18 protein-coding genes and 1 pseudogene are annotated in these 23690 nt (G+C 70.5%); 1 reads left to right on the plus strand and 18 read right to left on the minus strand.

Annotated features, from left to right (window positions below; all coding sequences use genetic code 11):
* Positions 1 to 123: 123 nt before the first annotated feature.
* Positions 124 to 1278, minus strand: coding sequence for a right-handed parallel beta-helix repeat-containing protein (locus A4E84_RS09500; protein ID WP_062926119.1), 1155 nt, complete (start codon positions 1276 to 1278; stop codon positions 124 to 126).
* A 247-nt stretch (positions 1279 to 1525) separates the two neighbouring features.
* Here A4E84_RS09500 and A4E84_RS09505 point away from each other — a divergent pair, with 247 nt between their 5' ends.
* Complete coding sequence (locus A4E84_RS09505) at positions 1526 to 3742, plus strand: glycoside hydrolase family 43 protein (protein WP_062926120.1); 2217 nt, start codon at positions 1526 to 1528, stop codon at positions 3740 to 3742.
* 3 nt (positions 3743 to 3745) lie between these two features.
* On the opposite strand, the gene A4E84_RS09510 is transcribed toward A4E84_RS09505, so the two are convergent.
* The 17 genes and pseudogenes from A4E84_RS09510 to A4E84_RS09590 form a co-directional block, all read right to left on the minus strand.
* A complete protein-coding gene (locus A4E84_RS09510) occupies positions 3746 to 4903 on the minus strand; it encodes a dienelactone hydrolase family protein (protein WP_062926121.1) in 1158 nt (385 codons plus the stop codon).
* Positions 4890 to 6074 carry a pectate lyase family protein gene (locus A4E84_RS09515; RefSeq protein ID WP_237304887.1) on the minus strand — a complete coding sequence of 395 codons (1185 nt, stop codon included), beginning with the start codon at positions 6072 to 6074 and terminating at the stop codon, positions 4890 to 4892. Before A4E84_RS09515 ends, A4E84_RS09510 begins: the two co-directional genes overlap by 14 nt.
* A gap of 73 nt (positions 6075 to 6147) precedes the next feature.
* A pseudogene (locus tag A4E84_RS09520) lies at positions 6148 to 6405 on the minus strand (pectinesterase family protein); the annotation flags it as partial.
* A 52-nt stretch (positions 6406 to 6457) separates the two neighbouring features.
* The gene (locus A4E84_RS09525; protein WP_062926124.1) at positions 6458 to 7585 is read right to left on the minus strand and encodes a pectinesterase family protein; all 1128 of its coding nucleotides are present in this window, start codon (positions 7583 to 7585) and stop codon (positions 6458 to 6460) included.
* A gap of 107 nt (positions 7586 to 7692) precedes the next feature.
* The gene (locus A4E84_RS09530; protein ID WP_062926125.1) at positions 7693 to 9018 is read right to left on the minus strand and encodes a pectate lyase family protein; all 1326 of its coding nucleotides are present in this window, start codon (positions 9016 to 9018) and stop codon (positions 7693 to 7695) included.
* A gap of 32 nt (positions 9019 to 9050) precedes the next feature.
* Complete coding sequence (locus A4E84_RS09535) at positions 9051 to 9848, minus strand: rhamnogalacturonan acetylesterase (protein ID WP_062926126.1); 798 nt, start codon at positions 9846 to 9848, stop codon at positions 9051 to 9053.
* A gap of 137 nt (positions 9849 to 9985) precedes the next feature.
* Positions 9986 to 11332 (minus strand): ABC transporter substrate-binding protein, encoded by a 1347-nt coding sequence (locus A4E84_RS09540; RefSeq protein WP_062926127.1) that lies wholly within the window; start codon positions 11330 to 11332, stop codon positions 9986 to 9988.
* Between the two features lie 48 nt (positions 11333 to 11380).
* Positions 11381 to 13366, minus strand: a complete 1986-nt coding sequence (locus A4E84_RS09545) for a pectinesterase family protein (protein WP_062926128.1) — start codon at positions 13364 to 13366, stop codon at positions 11381 to 11383.
* Between the two features lie 42 nt (positions 13367 to 13408).
* A complete protein-coding gene (locus tag A4E84_RS09550) occupies positions 13409 to 14917 on the minus strand; it encodes a glycoside hydrolase family 43 protein (RefSeq protein ID WP_062926129.1) in 1509 nt (502 codons plus the stop codon).
* Positions 14914 to 15759: a DUF6807 domain-containing protein gene (locus A4E84_RS09555; RefSeq protein WP_062926130.1), complete on the minus strand. Its 846-nt coding sequence runs from the start codon at positions 15757 to 15759 to the stop codon at positions 14914 to 14916. Before A4E84_RS09555 ends, A4E84_RS09550 begins: the two co-directional genes overlap by 4 nt.
* Positions 15756 to 16955, minus strand: coding sequence for a Gfo/Idh/MocA family protein (locus A4E84_RS09560; protein WP_174569414.1), 1200 nt, complete (start codon positions 16953 to 16955; stop codon positions 15756 to 15758). Before A4E84_RS09560 ends, A4E84_RS09555 begins: the two co-directional genes overlap by 4 nt.
* On the minus strand, positions 16952 to 18238 hold the full coding sequence (locus tag A4E84_RS09565; RefSeq protein ID WP_062926131.1) for a pectate lyase family protein: 1287 nt from the start codon (positions 18236 to 18238) through the stop codon (positions 16952 to 16954). The genes A4E84_RS09560 and A4E84_RS09565 overlap by 4 nt, the downstream gene beginning before the upstream one ends.
* Positions 18235 to 19131, minus strand: coding sequence for a carbohydrate ABC transporter permease (locus A4E84_RS09570; protein WP_062926132.1), 897 nt, complete (start codon positions 19129 to 19131; stop codon positions 18235 to 18237). Before A4E84_RS09570 ends, A4E84_RS09565 begins: the two co-directional genes overlap by 4 nt.
* On the minus strand, positions 19128 to 20063 hold the full coding sequence (locus A4E84_RS09575) for a carbohydrate ABC transporter permease (protein ID WP_062926133.1): 936 nt from the start codon (positions 20061 to 20063) through the stop codon (positions 19128 to 19130). Before A4E84_RS09575 ends, A4E84_RS09570 begins: the two co-directional genes overlap by 4 nt.
* 201 nt (positions 20064 to 20264) lie before the next feature.
* Positions 20265 to 21995, minus strand: a complete 1731-nt coding sequence (gene araD / locus A4E84_RS09580; RefSeq protein WP_062926134.1) for an L-arabinonate dehydratase — start codon at positions 21993 to 21995, stop codon at positions 20265 to 20267.
* Positions 21992 to 22903 carry a dihydrodipicolinate synthase family protein gene (locus tag A4E84_RS09585; protein WP_062926135.1) on the minus strand — a complete coding sequence of 304 codons (912 nt, stop codon included), beginning with the start codon at positions 22901 to 22903 and terminating at the stop codon, positions 21992 to 21994. The genes araD and A4E84_RS09585 overlap by 4 nt, the downstream gene beginning before the upstream one ends.
* Positions 22900 to 23559, minus strand: a complete 660-nt coding sequence (locus A4E84_RS09590) for a GntR family transcriptional regulator (protein ID WP_062926136.1) — start codon at positions 23557 to 23559, stop codon at positions 22900 to 22902. The genes A4E84_RS09585 and A4E84_RS09590 overlap by 4 nt, the downstream gene beginning before the upstream one ends.
* Positions 23560 to 23690 lie beyond the last annotated feature (131 nt).

Raw genomic sequence — 23690 nt, forward strand, 5'->3', positions numbered from 1 at the left:
CCTCGGCCCTCCGGAGCCCCCCTCCGGACGGCCGGACGGTACCGGTCGAGCCCCCCTCGACCGGTCGGCAGGACGCCCCCGTCGCTTCGCACCGACGGGGGCGTCGCCATACGGGGAGCAGTCTCAGTCCATCGCCGAGCCGGTGGTCGTGGAGCCGGTCGTCAGGAAATTCGTCCTGGGCAGGGAGCCGTCCGCCCGGCGGGCTCCGTACGCGCCGGCCGGGTCCGTCGACCGGAAGGACGGGGTGGCGGTGCCGCTGTCCCAGGTGTTGCCGACGGAGACCGCCGAGGGGCCGAGCGCCGCCGCTCCACCCTTGTCGCCGACGGCGAGGTTCCCGCCGAGGCGGGCCGTGCCGGTGGCGAAGGAGAAACCGTTCCCCGCGTTGGCGAAGGCGGTGTTGCGGTGCAGGGCGACGGCGCCGGTGTTGGAGTTCTCGGTGAAGCCGTGCCGCGTGTTGTCCCAGGCCGCGTTGCCGGTGACGACGTGGGCGACGGACGCGCCCCCGCCGCCCAGCTCGAAGCCGTTGCCGCCGCCCTCGAAGGCCGGGTCCTTCCAGCGGTTCTCGCCGTTGCCGAAGGCCCAGGAGTGCTCGATGGTCACCGGCGAGGAGAACTGCCACAGGTCGAGGCCGTCGTCGGCGTTGTCGTACAGCCGGGCTCCGGTGATCCTGTTCCCGGTCCCCGAGCCGAACTTGACCGCGATGCCGTCGGCGTTCCGGCCGTGGCCGGCCGGGTCGTAGTTGCCGTGGCTGTCCAGGTTCTGCACGAGGTTGCCGGTGGTGCCGTCGCCGCGCAGGGTGAAGCCGGAGTCGCCGTTGTCCGCGGTGACCAGGTTTCTGAAGACCCCGCCGACCGAGGAAGTGGCGACGAAGCCCTGGGCCGGGGAGTTGACGAACGCGAGGTCCTGGACGGTCCAGTGGTCGCCGTTGATCCCGGCCAGCCAGGAGCCGGCGGGCAGTCCGGACCCGTCGATCCGCACCTTCTCCCCGTCGTACGCCCGCAGGGTGATGGGCGCGGAAGCGGTGCCGTTCGCGCTGGACTCCAGGGTGGCGGACGGGTGGTAGGTGCCGCCGCGGACCTGGATCACGGTGCCGGCGGTGGCGTTCCGCACGGCCTCTTCGAGCTGGGCCGCGGTGGAGACGGTGATCGTCGTCGAGGCGGCCCGGGCGCCGCCGGTCGTCAGCCCGAGGCCGACGCCGCCGGCCCCCGCGGCACAGACCACGGCCGCGGCGATGGAGAGCGTACGGGTGCTGCGATGGCGTCCGGTGCTCGGCGGCACGGAGCGTTCCTTTCCTGGGGGTCGGGGACGGAAACGGTTCGGAGGGGCCCGCTCCGCCCCGTTTCCCGTCCACCAGTCGCCGCCGCGCCGGAAAGGGTTGCCGCCGTCACGTGCACCGGAGGCGCCGCCGTTCCGAAAGTTTCGGAACCATCGGCCTCATGCCGACCCGTTGACGCCCTGCGCCCCTCCGGTGAAACTCCGAGGGCCGCTATCCAACAGAATCCCCCACACTCCGACAGGAAGTGTCATGCGCCCCCGCATCGCCCGCACGCTCCTGCTGCCTCTCCTGGCCCTGACCGGCCTCCTCATGACCCTCCTCACGGCACCTCCCAGCACCGCAGATCCCGGAGCCCCACCCGTGAAGCACAGCAAGTACGCCGGCTATCTCTTCGCCTACTTCACCGGCGAGGGCACCGCCGACGGCGAGCAGATCCGCTACGCCCTCAGCCGCGGCAACGACCCGCTGCACTGGCGCGAGCTGAACGCCGGCAAGCCGGTGCTGACGTCCACGATCGGCGAGAAGGGCCTGCGCGACCCGTTCGTCATCCGCTCCCCCGAGGGCGACAAGTTCTACCTGATCGCCACCGACCTGCGGATGTACAAGAACTCCAGCGGCAGCTGGGACCAGGTCCAGCGGCACGGCAGCAAGTCGATCATGGTCTGGGAGTCCACCGACCTGGTCCACTGGACCGACCAGCGCCTGGTGAAGGTCTCCCCGGACAGCGCTGGCAACACCTGGGCCCCGGAGGCCTACTGGGACGACGAGCTCGACGCGTACGTCGTCTTCTGGGCGTCGAAGCTGTACGCCGACGACGACCCTGACCACAAGGGCAGCACGTACAACAAGATGCTGTACGCGACGACGAAGGACTTCCGCACCTTCAGCGAGCCGAAGGTCTGGAACGACCCGGGCTACTCGGTGATCGACTCCACGGTCGTGAAGTACGAGGACGAGTATTACCGCTACACCAAGGACGAGCGGGACCCCGGCTCCTCCAGCCCCTGCTCGAAGTTCATCACCGGGGAGAAGTCCACCTCCCTGACCTCGACGAAGTACGACTTCGTGGCCGACTGCATCGGCAAGGGCGCGATGGACCGCGGTGAGGGCCCGACGGTGTTCAAGTCGAACACCGAGAAGAAGTGGTACCTGTTCATCGACGAGTACGGCGGCCGCGGCTACATCCCCTTCGAGACCACCGACCTCGCCTCCGGCAAGTGGACACCGTCCACGGACTACCAGCTCCCGGCGAGCCCGCGGCACGGCACGGTCCTGCCGGTGACGCAGCAGGAGTACGACCGCCTGCTGGCCGCCTACCCGGCCACGCCCGCCTCGGTGGTGGACGCGACGGCGAAGCACCAGAAGGGGTACGCGATCGTCACGGACAGCGCCTCGAAGGTCGTCCTGCCGATGCGGCCCGACGCCGACCTGCGCGGCCTCGCCCCGAAGCTGTGGGTCGGTGAGGGCGCGAAGCTCAGCCCGAAGTCCGGCACCCGGCGCGACTTCCGCAAGCCGCAGAAGTACACGGTCACGGCCGCCGACGGCACCAGGCGGACCTGGACGGTCGAGGCGGTCCGCACCCGCAGCCCGATCCTGCCGGGCCTCAACGCCGACCCGGACGTCCACTACCTCAACGGCAGGTACTGGATCTATCCGACGACGGACGGCTTCCCCGGCTGGAGCGGCACCAAGTTCAAGGCCTACTCGTCGAAGGACCTGGTCAACTGGAAGGACCACGGCGTCATCCTCGACCTCGGGCCGGACGTGACCTGGGCCGACAAGAACGCCTGGGCACCCGCGATCGCCGAGCGGGACGGCAAGTACTACTTCTACTTCTGCGCCGAGCAGCAGATCGGCGTGGCGGTGGCGGACTCCCCCGCCGGCCCCTTCGAGGACGCGCTCGGCAAGCCCCTGGTCCCCAAGGGCGGTTCGCTGAAGGGCCAGATGATCGACCCGGCCGTCTTCACGGACGACGACGGCCAGGCCTATCTGTACTGGGGCAACGGTCACGGGTACGTCGTGCCGCTGAATGACGACATGGTGTCGTACGACGCGTCGAAGGTGCGGGACATCACCCCGGACAACTTCCGCGAGGGCGCCTTCGTGATCAAGCGGAAGGGCACGTACTACTTCATGTGGTCGGAGGACGACACCCGCAGCGAGAACTACCACGTGGCGTACGCGACGGGGCCGTCCCCTCTCGGCCCGTGGACCAAACACGGGACGATCCTTCAGAAGCGGCCCGAGTACGGCATCCTCGGCACCGGTCACCACTCGGTGGTGAACACCCCCGGCACCGACGACTGGTACGCCGTTTACCACCGCTTCGCCCTCAACGGGCCCGGACGGCCGGGCGGCGACGGCATGCACCGTGAGACGACCATCGACCGCATGGAGTTCGCGGCCGACGGCAGCATCAAGCCGGTGGTGCCGACTCTGGAGGGCATCGAGCCGGTGCGGCGGTGAGTCTCACAGGACGTCGTCGAGCCAGCTGACGACCTCGTCCTGCATGGGTGCGGTGAAGACGTGGCCGAGTTCCGGCCACGTCTTCATCCGTATCCGCTCCTCGGCGTGGTGCGCGCGCCAGACGGCACGCAGCTTGTCGTACGCGACCCGCACGCCCCCGGCCGGGAACAGCGTGTCGAGTCCGCCGTCGAAGAACAGCATCGGCCGGGGCGCGGCGATGCTCGCCACGTCCGGGATGTCGAGGTGCCGGGCGAGGCCGGGGTGGAGCATGCAGTAGGCCGACTGCCCGCGCAGGGTGTTGTTGCCGGGCACCATCATCTCCTTCAGGCCGGTCATCCAGCAGACGCTCGCGGCGGCCGCCACCTGGTCGCTGAGGGCGGCGGTCTGCCAGGCCCGGTAGGCGCCCATGGAGAAGCCGACGGCCGCGACCCGCCGGGCGTCCACCCGGTCCAGCCCCGCCAGGAAGGCGGCGGCCCGCTGGTCCTCCCGGGCCATGAGCCCGGCGAACGAGGAGCCGAGGTTGTAGAAGTTGGCGGCCAGCGCCTGCTGCTGCTCGTAGGCGAGGGGACCGCGATCGCCCCACCCGAGCGCGTCCAGACAGAGCACCACATAGCCGCGGCGGGCCAGTTCGTCCCCGACGAACCGTCCGCTGAAGTACTTGTCGGCCCAGGCCCGGGCGGAGGCCAGACGGGTGTCGTCGTACCAGGGCCGGACGAGTTTCTCCTTGCCGATGTCGAACCGGGCGCCGTGGTCGTGCAGGAGCAGCACCGCGGGAAAGGGCCCGCGGCCGTGCGGCGTGAGCAGGGCGCCGCGGACCCGTTCGTAGCGGGTGAGGGAGACGGTCACCAGCTCCCGTGTGAAGTGCCGCGTCCGGGAGCGGCCGGTGAACTCCGGTGCGTACGGCGTCCCGTCCTGCCGCTCGACGAGGAGGTGCTCCTCGACTCTGGCGCGGGCGGCCCGCCGCCAGGCACGGACGTCGCGGACCGGGGACCGGCCCCAGGCCAGCGGGAAGGTCAGGGCGTCCTTCAGCGCCGGGTGGAAATCGGGCAGCGGCCCGTCCACGACCGCCGCCTCCGCCCCGCTCACCGCTCCTGCGCCGAGCAGCGCGGCACTCGTCCCGACCACGAACGTCCGTCGCCCCAGCGCGTCATGGGCGTCCATGCGGCCTCCCGGCTCCGGCGTGCCGCAGTACGTACCGCTCGACCGCCGCCGGGGAGGTCAGGGCACGGTGGTCGTAGACGTCGGCGGGGTCCCAGCCGACGTCGCTCCCGAGTCCGAGAGCGCTCGCCACGGCGTTCAGGCGGGCGGGCCGCCCGTTGAACCAGGAGCCGGTGTCGCGGAACTCCGCGCCCCCGTAGGCCGCGACGGCGAGCGACGGCCCTGCCCCGGGGTACCGGAAGACGTTGTGCTCGGAGAAGATCGCGGACTCCACGCCGACGCCCAGGGCATAGAGCGGGGCCCGCCCCCGGTGGACGTTGTTGACGACGTGCACCTGCCCGAAGCGGACCCGCGGGGCCCGTTGCACGATGTCGCTGAACAGGTTGCGGGCGAAGGTCACCTTCAGGTGCCCCCGGTCACGGTCGCCGCGTCCGTCGCCCGAGCCGATGAGGACCGCCTTGTCGTGGTCCTCGAACCGGCTGTCGGAGACGGTGACGAAGTCGGAGCCGTCCTCGATGTCCAGCAGCCCGTCGTGCCGTTGCACGGGCTCGCCGTGGAAGCCCGGCGGTGCCGCGCGGTCGGGGAAGCGTCCGTCGGCGAAGGTGCAGTGGTCGATCCAGATGTTCCTGCCGGTGATCACGGTCAGCGCATCGAAGCGGGCGTTCCAGCTGCCCCGGGTGCCGTCGTCCGGTGACCAGCTGGTGAAGTGGTCGACGGGAGCCTCCAGGCGCAGGTTGCGCACGATGACGTTGCTGCCTGTGTTGACGGTCAGGAACACCCCGAGCAGCCGTGCGTCGCGGCCGGCGCCGACGAGCGTGGTGTTGCTCGGCACGGTGAGCTGGATCTGGGCCTTCTCCTTGTTCGACCCGGTCTGGCGCAGTTGCCGCTGCTGCTTGCAGTAGTCGAAACGGGTGTCGGACCAGACGGCGCCGTCCTCGCCGAAGCAGGACATGTACTGGCCGAGGTCGTACCCGGGCGCGTAGTCCTGCTCGCCGAGCAGGGAACCGCCGTCGCTCTCGTGGCCGTTGATGTCGCCGACGACCCGGATCACCTTGGGCGCGGTGGCATCGCCGTCGTTCGCGAGGGCCCTCTTGAGTTCGGCGCGAGTGTCCACCGTCCAGGTCCGGCCGCCCGCTCCGCCGCTGGTGCCGGAGCCGGTCGAGGCCCAGCCCACCGGGGTGCGTTCGGTGGCGGAGGCCGGCGGGACAGGCCAGAGCAGGCAGAGACCGAGGAGGAGAGCAGCGGCCCTACGCACAGGGTCGCCAGTCGCCGACGTACGTCTTCCTGGTGTGCGGCCGGGTGAGTTGCGGCCGGTTCTCCGGTGCGTGAACGGCCGCCCGCGGCCCCGCGTTCCGGTACTCGGCGAAACGCATCGACTGCCGGGGACGGGCCTCCCGCATGGTGGTGTACGGGGCCACCGCGTCGGTGCCCGGCCCGACCCGGGTCTCCCGTACCACCGGCGAGGGCCGGGCCGTGGTCTCGTACGAGGCGGGCCGGGGGCCGGCAGCGGTCAGGCCGCCGGCGACGCCGGTGAGCAGGAGTGTGCGTCGGCGCATCTCAGCACGCCCCCGGTGGCCGCCAGTCGCCGAGCCAGGTGGCGCGGGTCGCCGACTCGGCCTGCTCGTCGGTGAGCTGGGGCCGGTTCTCGGGGACGGTGACGGCGGCGCCCGGGCCGGTGTTGCGGTACTCGGCGAAGCGCTGGTCCTGCCAGGGGTGGGCGTCTCGCATGTTGGCGTAGGGCGCGACCGCGTCGATGCCCGGGCCCAGCCAGGTGTTGCGCACCGTGAGCATCGGGCGGACGGTGGTGCTGGAGGTGGGCACCCAGGGGCGGGCCAGCTTGTAGTAGCCGTCCGGGGCCTCGCTGCCGACGTGGCTGCGCGTCACGAGGTAGCCGTGCGGGTTGGCGCGCTCCGTGGAGGGGGCGAAGACAAAGCCGTACGGGGCGCCTGACGCGTCGGTGCGGTTCAGGGTGCGGAAGTGGCAGTGCTCGAAGAGGGCCGTGGCCCTGCCGAAGACGAAGTCGACGTCGCCCTCGACGTAGCAGTGCGAGAAGAACTGGCGGGCGACGAGGCTCGCGGAGTTGGAGTCGGCGTACAGGGTGTCCTGGCAGCCGAGGAAGCGGCAGTGGTGGAAGGCCGAGCGGTCGCCCTGCACCTTGATGGCGACGGCCTGGGTGCCGCTGATCTCGGGATGCTCCTGGCGCAGGAAGTCGTTGGCGAAGGTGATCCGGTGGGCGGTGAAGCCGTCGGCCCGGACGGTGGTGGTGGCGGAGCCGGTGGTGCCGTAGGTGCCCGAGCCGTCCGGCTTCGGGGTGCCCGCCGCGTTGTCGTAGACGATCACGACGTCACGGGGGTTCTCGGAGGCGCCGATCCAGGTCGCCTCGGTGCGGGTGGCGTCGACGGCGACCGTCTCCCGGTAGGTGCCCGGCGCGATGACCAGCGTCCAGCCGCTGCCGCCGGCGGCGGCGACGGCTTCCCGGACGGAGGTGTGGTCGCCGCGGCCGCGCGGATCGACGTACAGCGTCTTCGGGGTGAGGCGGGCGGCCGGTGAACCGTACCGGCCGAACGGGCGTTGTCGTCCGAGGGCCTGCGCGGGTGCCGACGCTAGGGCGAGTGCGGCGCCCGCTCCGGCGCTCGCGACGAGGAATCCTCTGCGGGAGAGGGAACGGTGGACGTGCGAGGACATGCGGCTGTCCCTTCGCGGTGCGGCTCGTGGGGGGGGGATGGGCCGAGGGCGGCCGGGCCGGGCGCACCTCGTGGCGTGTGCCCGGCCCGGCCGGTTCTCGGGGGGCGTCAGCAGATGCGGCCGGCGCCCGCGCGGTGGTCGACGATGCCGGGGAGGGCCTTCGCAGGGTCGACCTTGGTGCGCAGTGTCGGCGTCCAGCCGGCGCCCGACTGGAGGGTCTCCTCGGGGATCTCCGCGTTGTGCACGGCGATCAGGTCGGTCTTCTTGCCGTTGACGTAGTTGTTCGCGGCGGTGACCGGGGCCTCCATCCACTTCTTCAGGATCTTCGCCGGGCTGACCCCCTTCGCCAGCGTGAAGGCGTTGTGCTCGGCGACGAGCTGGGACTCCTTGCCGATGCCGAAGCTGTAGACGTAGTCCCGGCCGGCCACGAAGTGGTTGTTGTACGAGTCGACCTGCCCGAAGCGGACGCGCGGAGCGCGCTCGATCACGTTCCGGAACAGGTTGTGGTGGAGTGTCACCTTGAGCTTGCCCCGGTCGCCGACGGCCGTCGACTCGCTGTCGCTGTTGCCGATCATGAGCGTCTTGTCGTGGTCGGCGAAGATGTTCCAGGAGGCGGTGACGTAGTTGGATCCCCGGACGATGTCCAGCTCGCCGTCGTGCTGCTGGTACAGCGCGCCGAAGTACGTCGGTGCCTTGCTGTCGGGGTGGCTGCCGTCGGTGAAGGTGTTGTGGTCCATCCAGACGTGGGTGGAGCCGTAGACGACGGCGGTGTCGTACTCGGAGTTCCACGCGCCCGTGGAGGTGTCGGTCGGGTCCCACTGCGGGAAGCAGTCGAGGGGGCTCTCGAAGGTGAGGTTGCGGACGATGACGTTGTCGACGCCCTTGATCTGGAGGCTGGCGCCCTTGAAGCCCGCGTTCTTCCCGACGCCGATGATGGTGGTGTTGGCGGGGACAGCGGCCTTGATGGCCTGGTCCTGGTTGTCGGCGGAGGCGCGGCGCAGCCCCTCCGGACTGTCGGCGGGTTCGCCGCTCAGGTCCTTGTCCCGCCCCCACGTCTCGGGCGCGTACTTCTTCAGGTAGGCGTCGAAGTCGTACCCGGGCACGGCGAAGGCGTCGCACCCCTCGGAGACCGCGTCGATGGTCCCCTTCACCTTGATGATCTTCGGTGCGCTGCCGCCCGCGGCGAGGGCGGCCTTGAACTGGGCCCAGGTGGTCACGGTGTACACGTGCTCGGCGTCGGCGGCGGCACCGCCGGTGGTCCCGGTGCCGTAGGACCCCCATCCGTCCTTCGCCCCGAGCGTCTGCCGGGCGGGATCGCGGGAGTCGGCCTGGGCGGTGGCGGTGCCGGTGAGGGACAGCACCAGTGCGGTGCAGCCGGCGAGGACGACGACCCTCTTCTTCATGGCATGCCCATGCCATCTACGTGCGTGCATGGTGCGGTTCTCCTTTTCCAGGGACGGGGGGGTTACGCGGTGGCCTTCGGCCAGGTGATCCAGGACTCGGGAATCGTCTCGTCCAGCCGGCGCACCTCGCTCGGCGCGAGCACCCGGGTACGCAGCAGCTCTCGCGCCACGAGCCGCGCCACGGAGATCGCGCCGGGCGGGTTGAAGTGCGTGTTGTCCTGCTCGGTCGCGGTCCAGTTGAAGTACTTCTTCGTCTCCTCGACCCCCAGCCGCTGCCACAGCGCGATCGACAGCGCCTGGATGTCGAGCAGTGTCACCCCCTCCTGCTTGGCGAGCGCCCGCATGGCCGCCGGGTATTCGCCGTGGCTCGGCAGCGCCTTGCCGGCCGCGTTGAACTTGCGCCGCTCGACGGACGTGGCGAGCACGGGCCGGGCCCCACGCTCCCGGGCCCCGTCGATGTACATCCGCAGATGGTCCTGGTACGTCGTCCAGGGCTCGGTGTACCGGGTGGGGTCGTTCACCTTCTCGTCGTTGTGGCCGAACTGGATGAGCAGGAAGTCGCCCGGCCTGATCTGCCGGAGGATGACGTCGAGCCGTCCCTCATCGACGAAGCTCTTGGAACTACGGCCGTTGACCGCGTGATTGGCGACCGGACGGTCCTTGTGGAGGAAGAACGGAAGCGCCATTCCCCACCCGGTCTCGGGAGCTGCGTCGGTGTACTTCTGTGCGGCGGTGGAATCACCGGCGATGTAGAGGGTTCGGGCGCGGCGGCCGGTGGCTTGCGCGGTACCGGTCGCGGCGAAGGTGAGAGGAACGGCGGCAACAGCGGCCGCGGTGACTTGTCTACGGCTCAGTGACACGACAAACCCTTCTTTCAGCGGGCCCCCGGTGGCGCGGGGGTGATTCCGTACGTGGCTCCGCCGCGTACGCGCGACCGGCCCGGGACGGCCCGTGGCCTGCACATCACAGGCCGTCCCAGGGCGGTTCCCCGGCAGCGTCAGCTCTTCTGCTGGTCCCACTCCGCCTGGGCCTCGTTCAGCTGGTCGGCCATCTTGTCCAGGAACTCCTTGGCGCTCATGTCACCGAGCAGGACCTTCTGGAAGCCGGGCTCGTTCTCGGCCTTGGAGATGGTGTTCCAGTCGGGCAGGTAGTACGGCAGCTGGACGATGGTGGTGGAGCCGTCGTTGAGGGCGTCTGCGGCGAGCTTGGTCGGCTCGGCCTTGGAGATCCAGGCGTCCTTGGCGGCGTCCGTGTTGGACGGGATGGCGCCGGCCGACTCGTTCCACTTGGAGTTGGACTCGTGCGAGGCGGCGAACTCGATGAACTTCCAGGCGGCCTCCTTGTTCTTGGAGCTCTTGAACAGGCCGAGACCGTCGACCGGGTTGGACACCTGGACGCGCTTGCCACCGGGGCCGGTGGGCTGCGGGATGCCGCGGAACTTGTCGGTGCCGAGCGCCTTCACATGGTCCTGGTAGGAGCCCAGGTTGTGGTTGAGCATCCCGATCGTGCCGGAGTCCCACTGCGCGACCATCTTGGTGAAGTCGTTGTTGAGGTCGGCGGCCGGCGTGTACTTCTTGTACAGACCGGCGTACTTCTCCAGCGCCTCGACGTTCTTCGGGTCGTTGACCGTGGTCTTCTTGCCGCTCGCGTCCCAGAAGGACGTGATGCCCGACTGCCCGTACATCGCGTCCAGCGCCTGTGCGATGGAGCCCGCGCCGCCACGGATGGTGTAGCCGAACTCGTTCTTCTTGGCGTCGGTGAGCTTCTCGGCGGCCTCGTAGAACTTCTCCCAGGTGGTGGGCGCGTCCAGGCCGGCCTTCTCGAACAGATCGGTGCGGTAGTAGAGGGTGCCGTTGTTCGCGGAGGTCGGGATCGAGTACAGCGTGTCCCCGCCACCGGCGGACTTCAGCGACTCGACCATGCCCTCGTTGAGCTTGTCCTTGATCGTGGACTTGCCGAGTCGGCCGTCCAGGGGGTCCAGCGCGTTCTGGGCGGCGAACCCGGCGGCCATCGCCGCGCCGACGCCGCCGACGTCCGGCAGACCGCCGCCCTGGATGGCGGTGTCGACCTTGGACTGGTACTCGGTGGCGGCGATACCGACGTACTCGACCTTGATGGACGGGTTCGCCTTCTCGAAGTCGGCGATGATCTGCTTCCAGATGTCCGTACGGACACCGCCGTTGTTGTCCCAGAAGACGATCTCGCCCTTGCCGCTGCCCTCGGACCCCTTGTCTCCACCGGCGCCGCTGCCGTCGTCACCGCAGGCGGTCGCGGTCAGGGCGAGGACGGAGCCCAGGGCGACGGCCGTGGCCGCGCGCCTGCTTCTGCGAATGCTGCTCTTCATGGTCGGCTCTCTCTTCTGGATCAAACGGAGATGTGAAGTTGAGGGGGGTCAGTGGCGTGCGTGGGGCGCCCAGTTGTCGCTGCCCTTGAGGTAGGCGGTGACGGTGTGCGTCCTCGCGTCCTCATCGCTCATCTGCGGACGGTCCTGGGTGACAGCGGCCCCCGGCCCGTAGTTCTGGTACTCCGTGAAGCGCGCGTCCTTCCACGAGAAGCCACTCATGTCCGTCCACGGCGAGGACTTGACCGCGGCAGGCAGCCGGGTGTCGCGGATCAGCACTTGGGCCACCGCGTTCGGCTCGCCGCCCGGGTGCCAGGGCCGGCCGAGGTGGAAGCTCCCGGCCGGGGCGTCGCTCACGATCTTCGAGCGGGTGATCAGGAACCCGTACGGGTTGTCCTTCCACGTCGAAGCGGCCGTGATGTAGCCGTTGTTGGTCGCGGATCCCCGGCTGAGCGCCTTGATCACGGACCGCTCGATCACGGTCGTCGCCCGCCCGTAGATGAAGTCGACGTCACCTTCGATGTACGAGTCGCGGACGTACACCCGGCTGATCACGTTCAGCTTGGGGCTGTCGGTCATCAGGGTGTCCTGGTTTCCCAGGAAGGCGGTGTCCTCGAAGACGATCCGGTCGCCGGTCGTCTTCATGGCGAGGGCCTGCTCGCCCTTCAGCTCGACCGCGGACTCGTCGAAGTCGTTGCTGAAGGTGAGGTTGCGGGCGGTGACGTCGTTCGCGGCGATCCGCACGGTGGCGCTGCCCGTGGAACCGCCGTACTCGGCGGGCGTGTCGTGGACGATGACGGTGTCGGAGCGGTCGTGTCCCGTCCCCCGGAGCAGGATCTTCGGCTTGGCCGCCGGGATGAACACCTTCTCCCGGTAGGTGCCCGGCGCGACCGCGATCGTCACCGGCACGTCGTTGCCGTCCGGCACGGCGTCCACGGCGGCCTGCACGGTCGGGTAGGCGCCCGGGACGTCGAGGGTCACGCCGATCTGCCGCTGCGGACCGGAGAACTTCTTCACCAGGGCGGGGACGGCGGCCGCGGGATCGAGCCGGTAGTCGTAGAAGTCCCGCGGGTCGAAGGCGGCACCCCACTCGTCCGTCCGCCCGCTCGTCTTCCTCAGGATCGAGCCCCGCTCCACCAACTCCGCGGTGGTGTCGGCCTGGTAGGGGTGCTGGACCCGGTCGTAGTAGCTGTTCTCGATGACCATCTTGCTGCGGCCCCGGGACCAGTTCCCGTACGTCCACACGGGGTCGCCATCGGCCACCTGTGCGGAGATGTAGTTGTTGTAGAGGTGCGCGTAGGCGCAGTTGTCCGCCGAGGGATTGCGCTGCTTCGTGCCGGTGAACCAGTTGTGGTCGATGGTGATCTGCGTCTGGACGTTGGTCGTCCAGCCGATCCCGAACGCCTTGTTGTGGTTGCTGAACTCGTTGTAGGAGACGGTCACGTACTGGCTGTCTTTGCGGATGTCGAGCAGGCCGTCGCCCATGTGGGTGAAGCGGTTGTGGTCGATCCAGACGTGGTGGACGGCATCCATCTGGATGGCGTCGAAGTCGGTGGTCTTGCCGTCCCAGTCGCCCTCGACGTAGGAGTCGCGGATCGTCAGGTTGCGGATGATGACGTTGTGCGTGCCGGGGTCGAGGTGCAGTTCGCCGTGGACGATCTCACCGGTGTCGCCGACGCCGATGATCGTCTTGTTCGAGGCGACGACGATGTCCGAGCCGAAGGGCTCGACGGCGACCGTCCCCGCCACCCGGATGACGTAGGGCTCCTCGGCGGCCGCGTACTTCGCCAGCGAGGCCTGGTCGGTGACCGTGACGACCTTGCCGCCGGCACCTCCCGTGGTTCCTCCGGCCAGCGAGGCGAAGCCGTGGGCCTGGTCGGTCCAGCGGGCGGCCGCCGGTGCGGACATCCCGGCGGGGGCGGGTTCGGCGGCCCTTGCCTCCCCGGTCGCGCCCAGTCCCAGGGCGGCGACCAGGCCCGCGACGGCGGCCAGGGCGACACCCGGTCTGGGCAAGCGCTTGCTACGGAGGTGCGTCATTGCGGCTCCCAACAGGCGTGATGGGCGTACAGGTGCGATGGGTTACAAGTCGGTGATCCGGAACTGCGTGAACGTGGCGGCGCCCGCGTGTCCCGACCCGACGGGCGCGAGGGCGAAGAGGCCCAGCAGGGCGCCGACCCAGCGCCAGGGCGTGGCGGCGAAAACGGGACCGGACGGACACGGACCGTCGCCGAGGTCGTAGGAGAAGCGGCAGCGGGCTCCGGCGCCGATCTCGATGCGGAGTCCGACGCGCCCCTCGGGTGCGAGGCGCGGGTGGGCCGCGTCGCGCTCCCGCTCGGCGACCCCCTCGGCGAACCGGTGCACGAGGTGGACCGTGCCGTCGGCCCCGCGCTGAAGGCCGATCCAGCCGAACGCGTCCCCGAGGACCGCGAGTCCGGCCCGCGCCCCTGGCTCCTCACTGTGCAGGCGCAGCTCCACCTCGACGGCGGACGGGGTGCCGGGCAGCCGCTGAGTGAGGACGTTCGGGAGTGTGCGGAGGTCGTGCGTGTCGGCCGAGCGTACGCAGGTCAGCCGCAGTCCGTCCCCGGAGTGCTGGGTGGCCCAGCCGTCGCCCGGGTTGGCCGTCCACTGCCACTGGCGGCCGTACCGTCCGCCGGGGAAGTCGTCGTCGGTGGCGGGCGCGGCGGGCGGCTGCGGCGGCAGGTCCGGCTTCTCGTGTACGGCGACGGGGGCGCCGTCGTCCCCGAGCACCGGCCAGCCGTCCGGGCCCCAGCGCATCGGCTGGAGGTGGACGACCCGGCCGTAGGCGCCGCGCTGCTGGAAGTGCAGGAACCAGTCCTCCCCCGACCGGGTGCGCACCCAGCCGCCCTGGTGGGGGCCGTTGACGTCGGTGTCCTTCTGCTCCAGGACGATCCTCTCCTCGTACGGCCCGAAGAAGCCGCGCGAGCGGAAGGCGCCCTGCCAGCCGGTCTCCACACCGCCGGCGGGGGCGAGGATCCAGAACCAGCCGTCGTGCCGGTAGAGCTTGGGGCCTTCGAGGGTGAACCAGCCGGGTATGCGGTCCCCGTCGACGATCACCTTGCCCTCGTCGAGGAGGTCGGTGCCGTCGGGGCGCATCCGGTGGCCGGTGAGGCGGTTCTTGACGCCGGAGCGGGACTTGGCCCAGGCGTGGACCAGGTAGGCCTCACCGGTCTCCTCGTCCCACAGGGGGCACGGGTCGATCAGGCCCTTGCCCGCCTTCAGCAGGTGCGGGCGGGTCCAGGGACCACGGACCGCCGGGGCGTTGACCTGGAAGATGCCCTGGTCGGGATCGCCCCAGAAGATCCAGAAGCGTTCGTCGTGATACCTGAGGGACGGGGCCCAGACGCCGCAGTCGTGGCGGGGTGTCGCGAACTCCTCGGCCGGTTCCAGGCGTTCCAGGGCGTGGCCGACCAGGGTCCAGTTGACGAGGTCGCGGGAGTGCAGCAGCGGCAGGCCGGGGGCGCGCCCGAAGCTGGAGGCGGTCAGGTAGAAGTCGTCGCCGACGCGGACGACGTCCGGGTCGGACCAGTCGGCGTTCAGGATCGGATTGCGGTAGGTCTCGGAGGTCACGGGCTCACCGCCTTGCGGACGAGGGACGCCGCGGCGTCGCGGTCGAGACGGCCGTCGGCGACGACGGTGACCACCCGGCGCACGACGGTCTCACCCGGCGGGACCGGCACCCGTTCGTCGTGGGCCAGGGAGGAGCCGACGCCCGGGTACTCCTCGGTGCGCACGAACCACGGGTCGCGGCGGGTCCGTTCGGTGGCGCCGGCGAAGACCAGCGTCCAGGTGGCGCCCCGCAGGGCGAGCCAGTCGGCGGGGTTGCCGTGGACCTTCTCCTCGCCGTCGGCGGCGGCCGTGAAGACCTCCGGCGCGCAGGGCTCCTTGCGGGCCCGCCAGAAGAAGCCGCCGTAGGCGGCGCCCGGGCGCCCGTTGGTCGCGGGGCTGCCGATCGACAGCGCGTTCCTGGTGACGTTGGTGAGGGAGAACGTGAGGTCCAGCGCCCAGGCCCGGTCGGTGAGTTCGGTGGCCGCGACCGTCCGGCGTTCGCGCAGCAGCTCGCCGCCCGCGCTGACCCAGCGCAGCTCCTCCACGAAGCCGTCCGGGTCGCGCAGCTGGAAGGCGATGTGCCGCTGCGCGCCGTGGTTGTCGAGCTCGGTGGGGCCCTGGCCGCGGACGTAGGTGCGCCCGCCCCAGAAGTTGAACCCCTCGACGTCGGGAACGGCGACACCGACGCCGAGGTGGTGTGCGTGGTCGGCAGGGGCGAGTTCGGTCACGGCCGTGCCGGCCAGGGTGGTGACGGGGTGCAGATAGGGGCGCGGGGAGAGCCGGGCCGGCAGCTCGGGCCGGGTGACGTACCGGCCGACCGGCCGGCCCGCGACGCGCAGGACCGCGGTGTCGTTGCTGGTCATCGGGTGCTCACCTCGTTCGACGGGGGCGCCCAGGGGGCGCCGAGCTCGGAGTAGAGGGAGAGGGTGTCGGCGGCGGCCGCGACGAGTCCGTCGATGCCCGGCACGACCCGGCGGTTCTCGCCGGGGATGCGGTGCCAGGCGGTGTCCGGCAGCGGTGCCGGGTCGGGAGCGGTGCGGATGGCCTCCACGACCTTCATGAAGGCGCCGGTCTCGTCCGGCGGGACGAGCAGGTCCACGCCGGTGGTGAGGTGCTCGACGAGGTTCTCCAGCAGATCGGTGCGGCCGTGCTCGGACTCCTCCGGGCCGTGCCCCGCGCGCTGGAGCAGCACCCGGTCCTGCTTGTACCAGAAGGTGATCCGGCCGCTGCTGCCGTGCACCAGCACGTACGGCTCGTCCGCCCGCTCTGCGCACAGCGTCGCGGCGACGGTCACCGGGTGGCCCTGCGCGGTGGTGATCCGGACGCAGGAGGTGTCGTCGGACTCGATGGCGTTGGCGCGCAGCAGCTCGGTCTCGATGCCGGCGACGTCTTCGGCGCGGGTGCTGCCGCTCAGGGCGAGGGCGGTGGCGACGGCGTGTGCGAGGGGGTTGGTCAGTGCCCCGTCGATCACCTCGACGCCGTTCAGCCGCCGTTTGCCCGCCCAGGGCGCCCGCCGGAAGTAGTCCTCGTCGCGCACCCAGGCGCCGGCGCCGCCGAGCCCGACGAGCTTGCCGATCGCGCCCTTCTCGATCAGCTCGCGGACGGCCGTCAGGGCGTGCGAGCCCAGCGACTGGAAGCCGATCTGGCAGACGACCCCGGCAGCGGCGACCCCGTCGGCCATCCGGCGGAACTCGGCGTAGGAGGGGGCGGGCGGCTTCTCCAGGAGGAGGTGCACCCCCCGCTCGGCCGCGGTGAGGGCGAGGTCGGTGTGGGTCGGGATCGGTGTGCAGATCACCGCGACCCGGGCGCCGGTGGAGTCCAGCAGGGCGCCGAAGTCGGCGGACTGCTCGGGAGCGCCCAGGTCGCCCAGTTCCTCCTCGGTCAGCGGCGTCAGCTCGCAGATCCCGACGAGCCGGACGATGCCCTTGTGCTGCAGGCGGCGGATGTTCTCGACGTGCCAGCGGCCGTGCCCGCGGGCCCCGGCGAGGACGACGGGCAGGGGGGTGCTCAGGCGATCGCTCGGGGATTCACTCATGGAGTCGATCATGCGACCGGTCATGGGATCCTCCCCGCACCCGCGCCGCGGGCCACCGCCCGGTCGGCCTCCCGGGCACTGTCGATCCGCCCGTGCAGGGTGGGCGTCCAGCCGACGTCGGCCGTCAGATCGCGCTCGCTGCCCGAGTTGTAGGCGTTGTGGATGGCGAGCAGGTCGACCGGGAAGCCGTTGAAGAGCGTGCCGCTCTGGTGCAGGGCGCTGCCGTTCCAGCTCTTGACCAGGTCGGCGACCTCCACGTGGCCGGGTGTGTGGAAGGCGTTGTTCTCGGCGTACATCCGTGACTCGGTGGAGACGCCGAGCGAGTAGCGGTAGTCGTCGCCGGTGATGTCGTACCGGTTGTTGTAGACGTGGACCTGGCCGAAGCGGACGCGCGGGGCGCGCTGGACGACGGACTCGAACGCGTTGTGGTGCAGGGTGACCCGGAGCCTGCCGCGGTCGCCGGTGGCGGTGTCGCCGCTGCCGATGAGCATCGCCTTGTCGTGGCCGGCGAAGCGGCTCCAGGAGACGGTGACGAGATCGGAGCCGTTGGTGATGTCCAGCAGGCCGTCGTGGCGCAGGTAGTTGCGGGCGAAGTGGGTGGGTTCCTTCGCGTCCGGGTGGCCCTTGTCGCTCAGGGTCACGTGATCCACCCACACATGGGTGGCGCCGGTCAGCCAGATGTTGTCGTAGGCCGTCTTCCAGTCGCCGAGGCCGCCGGAGTTGGGCTGCCAGACGGGGAAGCAGTCGTAGGCGTCGCGCACGTCGAGGTTGCGGATGATCACGTTGTCCGCGTTCCTCACCTGGAGGCTCGCGCCCTTCAGGACGGCCGAGTCGCCCAGGCCGACGAGAGTGGTGTTCGAGCCGACGGGCAGCACGATCCGCTCGGCCTGCCGGGCGGCGGAGGCCTGGCGGGCCTCCTCCTGGGGGCCGCTGGGCTTGGCGGAGCCCCAGGTGCGGGGGTCGTAGGCGGCGAGGTACTTCTTCAGGGCGTAGCCGCCGGTGGCGTAGTCGGCGCAGTCCAGCCGGGCGCCGTCGTCGTCGGTGTTGGCGTCGACCGTCCCGGCGATCTTGATGATCTTCGGGGTGTCGCTGCCGCCGTCGAGGGCCCGGACCAGTCCGGCCCGGTCGGTGACCGTGTACACGTGGCCGGCGTCGGCCGCCGCGCCTCCGGTGGTGCCCGCTCCCTCGGCGGCCCAGCCGTCGTTCGCGGGGAGGGTGTCGCGGCCGATGTCCCGGGCCTCGGCGTGCGCGGGCACGCAGAGCACCGCCAACAGCCCGGCCGCGACGGCCAGTTGTCCGCCCCTCATCCCTTCACCGCCCCCGCACTGAACCCGGTGATCAGCCACTTCTGGATGAAGGCGAACACGATCACCACCGGCACGGCCGCGATGATGCCGCCCGCGGCGAGCGCGCCCAGGTCCACGCTGTCCGCGCTCATCAGGGAGTTGAGGCCGACGGGGATCGTCTGCTTGTCCTGGTTGTTCAGGAACATCAGGGCGAACAGGAAGTGGTTCCAGGAGTGGACGAAGGCGAACGAGCCGACGGCGATCAGACCGGGCCGCAGCAGGGGCAGCACCACGATCCGAAAGGCCGTCATGCGGTTGCAGCCGTCGACCCAGGCCGCCTCCTCCAGGGAGTACGGCACGTTCTTGATGAAGTTGCTGATGAGGATCATCGACAGCGGCAACTGGAAGACCGTCTCGGCGAGGATGACACTGCCGAGCGAGTTGATCATCTGCAGTTCGGCGAAGATCTCGAACAGCGGCACCAGCAGCAGCGCGCCCGGCACGAACTGGGAGCAGAGCAGGGCCAGCATGAACGCCCGCTTGACCTTGAAGTCGAACCGGGCGAGGGCGTAACCGCCGGCCAGCGCGACGAGCGTCGTCATGAGCAGCGTGGCGACGCCGACGAGCACGCTGTTGCCGAAGTAGGTGCCGAAGCTGCGCTCCGTCCAGACCTTCTCGAAGTGGTCGAAGGTCATCGGCCAGGGCACGAGCGAGGTCGAGCCGGCCGGGCGCAGTGAGAAGAGCAGGATCCAGTAGAAGGGGACGAGGGTGAAGAGGAGGTAGATGCCCAGGGGCAGGTAGATCTGCCAGCGGGGCGCCTCGTCCCAGGCGCGGTGGCCCTTGGCGGGCCGCGGCGGTTCGGGGGCGGCGTGCACGGGGGCGGGCGCCGTCTTGGTGGCTTCCTTGACGCTCACTTGCTCTCGCCTCCGAACTTGCTCAGCCGCAGGTAGACCATCGAGCAGAAGAGCAGGATCACGAACGCCACCGTGGTCAGGGCCGACGCGTAGCCGAAGTTGTGGGCGTCGACGGATGTGTTGGCGATGTACAGCGGCAGCGTGGTCGTCTCGCCCGCGGGGCCGCCGCCGGTCAGGGTGTAGAGCAGGTCGACGTTGTTGAACTCCCAGACCGCGCGCAGCAGCGTGGACAGGATGATGGCGTCCTTCAGGTGCGGCAGCGTGATGTGCCAGAACTGCTTGATGCGGCTGGCGCCGTCGACCTCGGCGGCCTCGTACAGGTCCTTCGAGACGGACTGGAGGTCGGCGAGGATGAGGATCGCGAAGAACGGCACGCCGCGCCACAGGTCGGCCACGACCGCCGCCGGGAACACGGTGGAGGTGTCCGACAGCCAGCTCGTGCCGTAGGAGCCGATGCCCATGTCGGCGAGGTAACGGGTGATGCCCGTCTGGGAGTTGTAGAGCAGCACCCAGATCGCGGAGGTCAGCACGCCGGAGACGGCCCACGGGGAGAAGACCAGGGCGCGTCCCAGGCCCCGGCCCACGAAGGTCTGGTTGACGATCAGGGCGAGCGCGAGACCGAACAGCAGCTGGAGTCCGACCTCGACGACGACCCACTTGGCGCTGAAGACCAGGGTGTCCCAGAAGACGGGGTCCTTGGTGAAGGCATGGACGAAGTTGTCGAAGCCCGCGTAGCCGTTCCGCCATGGCTTGGTGGGGTTGTAGTTCTGCAGGCTGTAGTAGAAGACGCTGATGACCGGGTAGGCGATGAAGCCCAGCATCAGCAGGGCGGCCGGTGCGATCAGCAGGTACGGGAGCCTGCGCGGCGTGGCGGAGGCCCGGCGCCGCCGGGGTGGCGCGGGCGGTTTCGCCACGGCTGCGACTTGGGCCATGACAGGGTCTCCGATCTCGGTACGTCTCGGTGCGGCTTGCTTTCGTGGCGCAGGAAGCGCTTTCTGGATATGCGGAGGCCCCTGTTCGCGGTACGGGACGCCTCTTGCTGTTGTGCGGCGGGTACGGGTCCGATGGGGTGTGTCGCGCCCACGTGGCGGAGCCGCATGTCGATACAGCCCCGCGCCCCTGGGTGGGACGGGTCAACCGGCGTAGGGATCCGGGGCCTTGCCCGGCCTTGCCAAGAACTCGAAGTCGCAGCCTGTGTCGGCCTGGGTGATCTGGTCGTTGTACAGGGCGCCGTAGCCGCGTTCGTAGCGGGTGGGCGGGGGAGCCCAGTCCTTGCGACGGCTCTCCAACTCCTCCTCGCTCACGTCGAGGTGGAGGGTCCTGGCCTCGACGTCCAGGGTGATCGAGTCACCGCTGCGGACCAGGGCCAGCGGCCCGCCGACGTACGACTCGGGCGCGATGTGCAGGGCGCAGGCGCCGTAGCTCGTGCCGCTCATCCGGGCGTCGGAGATCCGGACCATGTCCCGGACGCCCTGCTTGAGCAGGTGGTCGGGGATGGGGAGCATGCCGTACTCGGGCATGCCCGGGCCGCCCTTGGGTCCGGAGTTGCGCAGCACCAGGACGCTGTCCGCGGTGATCCCCAACTCCGGGTCGTTGATGGTGCGCTGCATGGTCTTGTAGTCGTCGAAGACGACGGCGGGACCGGTGTGCTTGAGCAGGTGCGGCTCGGCGGCGATGTGCTTGATGACCGCACCGTCGGGGCAGAGGTTGCCGCGCAGTACGGCGACCCCGCCCTCGGCGGCGACCGGGTTCTCGCGGGGGCGGATGACGTCGTCGTCGTGGACGACGGCGCCCTCGATCTGCTCTCCCAGGGTTCCGTTGACGGTGGGCCGGTCCAGGTGCAGCAGGTCGGTGACCCGCGAGAGGAAGGCGGGCAGACCGCCGGCGAAGTGGAAGTCCTCCATGAGGTACCTCTGTCCGCCGGGCCGGACGTTGGCGAGCACCGGCACGGTGCGGGCGATGCGGTCGAAGTCGTCGAGGGTGAGGTCCACCCGGCAGCGCCCCGCCATCGCGATGAGGTGGATGACGGCGTTGGTCGAGCCGCCGAGCCCGAGGACCGTGGTGACGGCGTCCTCGAAGGCCTCGCGGGTGAGGATCCGGGACGGCTTCAGCGCGGTCCAGGCGAGCTCCACGGCACGGCGCCCGGAGGCGGCGGCCATCCGCTCGTGCCCGGAGTCGACGGCCGGGATCGAGGAGGCGCCCGGCAGCGTCATGCCGAGGGCCTCCGCCGCCGCGGTCATGGTCGACGCGGTCCCCATGGTCATGCAGTGACCGGGCGACCGGGCCAACCCGCCCTGCAGCTCCCTCAGTTCGCAGTCGGTCAGGTTGCCGGCGCGGTGCTCGTCCCAGTACTTCCACATGTCGGTACCGGACCCGAGGGTCTCACCGCGCCAGTGGCCCGGCAGCATCGGCCCCGCGGGCACGAAGAGGGACGGTACGTCGGCCGAGGCCGCGCCCATGAGCAGCGCGGGCGTCGACTTGTCGCAGCCGCCGAGCAGCACCGCCGCGTCGATGGGGTACGACCGCAGCAGCTCCTCCGTCTCCATCGCGAGCAGGTTGCGGTAGAGCATCGGGGTCGGCTTCTGGTACGTCTCGGAGAGCGTGGCGACCGGGAACTCCAGCGGGAAGCCGCCCGCCTGCCACACCCCCCGCTTGACCGCCTCGGCCCGCTCACGCAGGTGGACGTGGCAGGGGTTGATGTCGGACCAGGTGTTCAGGACGGCGATCACCGGGCGACCGAGGTACTCCTCCGCCTCGTAACCGAGCTGGCGCATACGGGCGTTGTGCGACCAGGTGCGCAACTGACCCTCGGCGCCGTACCACTGGTGGCTCCTGAGCTCCTCGGGACGCAGTCTGCCGGTCATATCGACCACCCCGCGGCGATCGCGGCGACCTCGGCCCGACCGCTCTCGGGCAGCGGCTTGCTCGGCGGACGGACCTCGCGGCGGCACAGCCCGAGGGAGGCGAGGGCCTCCTTGACTACGGTGACGTTGTCGGCGGAGCCGTTGGCCGCGCGCAGCTCCTCGAAGCGGCGGATCTGCTCCCAGACCTTCATCGCGGCCCGGTAGTCGCCGGAGCGCAGCGCCTCGATCATGTTCAGCGAGACGGCCGGGGCGACGTTCACCAGCCCCGAGGTGAAGCCGGTGGCTCCGGCGGAGAAGTAGGAGGGGGCGTACGGCTCGGCGAGTCCCGCCACCCAGACGAACCGCTCAAGGCCCGCGTCCCGGGCGAACGCGGCGAATCTGGCCGCGTCGGGGACGGCGTACTTCACGCCGATGACGTTCGGGCAGGTGTCGGCTAGTTCGGCGAGCCGGGCGCCGGTGAGCTGCGCGTTGCGGATGTACGGCACGACGCCCAGCTCGGGCACGGCCTCGGCGATGGCGCGGTGGTAGTCGACCCAGCCGGCCTGTGAGACGTACGGGTGGACCGGCTGGTGGACCATCACCATGTGGGCACCGAGCTCCCGCGCGTGCCGGGCGGAGGCGACGGCGGTGGGGATGTCGTGTCCGACGCCGACCAGGACGACAGCCCGCTCGCCGGCCTCGTCGATCGTCAGCTCCGTGACGAGCCGGCGCTCTTCGGGGGTCAGGGCGTAGAACTCGCCGGTGTTGCCGTTCGGGGTGAGGGTCGTGATGCCGCCGTCGAGCAGGCGGCGCAGCAGGGCCCGGTGGGTGTCCTGCGCGACGGAGCCGTCCTCGGCGAACGGGGTCACCGGGATCGCCACCACGTCGGCCAGGGCCGCCCGCTGGGTCTCGAACGCCACGCTGCTCATTCCTGACCTTCCTGTTCCAGTCCTGCCTGGGGGAAAGCGCGCTGCACGAAGGAGGCGATGTGGGCGTGCAGGGCACGCGCCGCGCCGTCGGCGTCGCCGTCGAGCGCGAGCCGCAGGATCTCCCGGTGCTCGCCGGCCTCCCGCTCCCAGGAGGGGGAGGCGGCCCAGGCGACGGCGGAGACCAGGGCGGCCTGGTCGCGGACCTCGTCGAGCATCCGGCCGAGCAGCGGGTTGCCGCACGGCAGGTACAGGGCGCGGTGGAACTCCCGGTTGGCGAGGGAGCGTTCGGCGGTGTCGGTGGCGGCGTCGGCCCGGGTCAGCGCCTCGCGGGCGACGTCCAGGGAGGCGCCGCGCTGCACGGCGCGCCGCAGCGCCTCCGGCTCCAGCAGCAGCCGTACGTCGTAGACCTCGCGCGCCATGTCCGCGTCCACCAGGCGCACGGTGACGCCCTTGTACTGGTTCATCACGACCAGCCCGGTCCCGGCGAGGGTCTTGAGCGCCTCGCGCACCGGGGTCTTCGACACGCCGAACTGCGCGGCGAGTTCGGTCTCGACCAGCGCCTGTCCCGGCGTCAACTGCCCGGTGAGGATGCGGTGTTTGATCCCCTCCAGCACGTACTGCGTGCGGGAGGGGATCGGCGTGGGCACAGAGGTCATGCGCGCCTCTCGGATCTCGCGTCTCGGTGGATCGCGTATCGGATCTCGCGTATCGCGTCTCATATATGACGTACGAAGTACGACGCGATGACGGTAGGAGGGCGCGTGGGCTTCGTCAATGCTTTCGGCAA

Origin of the sequence: Streptomyces qaidamensis (assembly GCF_001611795.1) — a bacterium.
Classification (GTDB): Bacteria; Actinomycetota; Actinomycetes; order Streptomycetales; family Streptomycetaceae; genus Streptomyces; species Streptomyces qaidamensis.

What these genes read in the sequence shown, in the direction of transcription:
- A4E84_RS09505 (WP_062926120.1), top strand. Translation starts at nt 1,526, where the DNA reads ATGCGCCCCCGCATCGCCCGCACGCTCCTGCTGCCTCTCCTGGCCCTG.
- A4E84_RS09510 (WP_062926121.1), bottom strand. Translation starts at nt 4,903, where the DNA reads ATGGACGCCCATGACGCGCTGGGGCGACGGACGTTCGTGGTCGGGACG.
- A4E84_RS09525 (WP_062926124.1), bottom strand. Translation starts at nt 7,585, where the DNA reads ATGTCCTCGCACGTCCACCGTTCCCTCTCCCGCAGAGGATTCCTCGTC.
- A4E84_RS09530 (WP_062926125.1), bottom strand. Translation starts at nt 9,018, where the DNA reads ATGCACGCACGTAGATGGCATGGGCATGCCATGAAGAAGAGGGTCGTC.
- A4E84_RS09540 (WP_062926127.1), bottom strand. Translation starts at nt 11,332, where the DNA reads ATGAAGAGCAGCATTCGCAGAAGCAGGCGCGCGGCCACGGCCGTCGCC.
- A4E84_RS09545 (WP_062926128.1), bottom strand. Translation starts at nt 13,366, where the DNA reads ATGACGCACCTCCGTAGCAAGCGCTTGCCCAGACCGGGTGTCGCCCTG.
- A4E84_RS09555 (WP_062926130.1), bottom strand. Translation starts at nt 15,759, where the DNA reads ATGACCAGCAACGACACCGCGGTCCTGCGCGTCGCGGGCCGGCCGGTC.
- A4E84_RS09560 (WP_174569414.1), bottom strand. Translation starts at nt 16,955, where the DNA reads ATGACCGGTCGCATGATCGACTCCATGAGTGAATCCCCGAGCGATCGC.
- A4E84_RS09565 (WP_062926131.1), bottom strand. Translation starts at nt 18,238, where the DNA reads ATGAGGGGCGGACAACTGGCCGTCGCGGCCGGGCTGTTGGCGGTGCTC.
- A4E84_RS09575 (WP_062926133.1), bottom strand. Translation starts at nt 20,063, where the DNA reads ATGGCCCAAGTCGCAGCCGTGGCGAAACCGCCCGCGCCACCCCGGCGG.
- araD (WP_062926134.1), bottom strand. Translation starts at nt 21,995, where the DNA reads ATGACCGGCAGACTGCGTCCCGAGGAGCTCAGGAGCCACCAGTGGTAC.
- A4E84_RS09585 (WP_062926135.1), bottom strand. Translation starts at nt 22,903, where the DNA reads ATGAGCAGCGTGGCGTTCGAGACCCAGCGGGCGGCCCTGGCCGACGTG.
- A4E84_RS09590 (WP_062926136.1), bottom strand. Translation starts at nt 23,559, where the DNA reads ATGACCTCTGTGCCCACGCCGATCCCCTCCCGCACGCAGTACGTGCTG.